1 rRNA gene (running past one end of the window) is annotated in these 1,826 nt (G+C 54.3%); it reads right to left on the bottom strand.

Annotation, left to right across the window (positions count from 1 at the left end):
- Positions 1-1,746 (bottom strand): 23S ribosomal RNA (locus HQK15_RS18135); it reaches 1,456 nt to the left of the window's first position.
- Between the last annotated feature and the right edge of the window lie 80 nt (positions 1,747-1,826).

Raw genomic sequence — 1,826 nt, 5'->3', positions numbered from 1 at the left:
ATTGTCTCCCCATCAGATCTCAGGCTATGTGAATGACGGATTTGCCTATCATTCGCCCTACATCCTTAGCCCGGGACAACCATCGCCCGGGATGAGCTACCTTCCTGCGTCACACCATTGCTTGCCTACTACCAGATCGGGTCATGCGCTCCGCCGGCATCGCTCCGAAGAGTCCCGCCAGTTTTGGGCACTTAGCATTTCTGGGTTCAGCATGGGCGATCTAATGCCGGTACGGGAATATCAGCCCGTTGTCCATCGACTACGCCTGTCGGCCTCGCCTTAGGTCCCGACTTACCCAGGGAAGATTAGCTTGACCCTGGAACCCTTGGTCATTCGGTGGAGGAGTTTCTCACTCCTCATTCGCTACTCATGCCTGCATTCTCACTCGTGTAGCCTCCACGGCTGGATCACTCCGCCGCTTCGCTGGCCACACGACGCTCCCCTACCGATCCATGCGCCTGGACCACGAAGGCCTGGCTATTGCATGAATCCCATAGCTTCGGTGGATAACTTGAGCCCCGCTAAATTGTCGGCGCGGAATTACTTGACCAGTGAGCTATTACGCACTCTTTCAAGGGTGGCTGCTTCTAAGCCAACCTCCTGGTTGTCTCTGCGACTCCACATCCTTTTCCACTTAGTTATCGCTTTGGGACCTTAGCTGATGGTCTGGGCTGTTTCCCTCTCGACAATGGAGCTTATCCCCCACTGTCTCACTGCTGCGCTCTCACTTATCGGCATTCGGAGTTTGGCTGAGTTCAGTAAGCTTGTAGGCCCCCTAGCCCATCCAGTGCTCTACCTCCGACAAGAAACACGCAACGCTGCACCTAAATGCATTTCGGGGAGAACCAGCTATCACGGAGTTTGATTGGCCTTTCACCCCTATCCACAGGTCATCCCCCCAGTTTTTAACCTAGGTGGGTTCGGTCCTCCACGCGGTCTTACCCGCGCTTCAACCTGCCCATGGATAGATCACTCCGCTTCGGGTCTAGATCCTGCAACTATGGTCGCCCTATTCGGACTCGCTTTCGCTACGGCTACGGCTCAACGCCTTAACCTCGCTACAGAACGCTAACTCGCAGGCTCATTCTTCAAAAGGCACGCTGTCACCCTTGACTAGCAAGAGCTCCAACGGATTGTATGCACATGGTTTCAGGTACTATTTCACTCCCCTCCCGGGGTACTTTTCACCTTTCCCTCACGGTACTAGTCCGCTATCGGTCATCGAGGAGTATTTAGGCTTAACGGGTGGTCCCGCCAGATTCACACCGAATTTCAGGGGTTCGGTGTTACTCGGGGTGACGCAAAAGAGCCATGAGCTTACGTGTACGGGGGTATCACCCTCTATGCCGCGACTTTCCAGTCGGCTTTCACTTCACTCATGGTTTATGACTCTTCGCCTGATCGGCAGACCAGGCCATGCGGCCCCACAACACCCCAAACACAACGCCTGCCGGCTATCACATGCTTGAGGTTTAGCCTCTTCCAGTTTCGCTCGCCACTACTACCGGAATCACTTTTGTTTTCTCTTCCTGTGGGTACTGAGATGTTTCACTTCCCCACGTTCCCTCCTACTGCCCTATGTGTTCAGACAGAGGTACCTGGACTTTACTCCAGGTGGGTTTCCCCATTCGGACATCCCCGGATCACAGGTCGGTTGTCACCTTCCCGGGGCTTTTCGCAGACTCCAACGTCCTTCATCGGCTCTCGATGCCAAGGCATCCACCATGTGCACTTAGTAGCTTGTTGTTACTACAAAGATGCTCGCGTCCACTGTGAAGTTCTCAAAATACGATCGGTCCCACATAAAAGTCCCGCGCCTACCAGAA

The organism is Aeromicrobium stalagmiti (assembly GCF_013283745.1).
GTDB lineage: Bacteria > Actinomycetota > Actinomycetes > Propionibacteriales > Nocardioidaceae > Aeromicrobium > Aeromicrobium stalagmiti.
The sequence above is the reverse complement of the archived record's forward strand: the minus strand, read 5'-3'. Positions and strand labels throughout refer to the sequence as shown.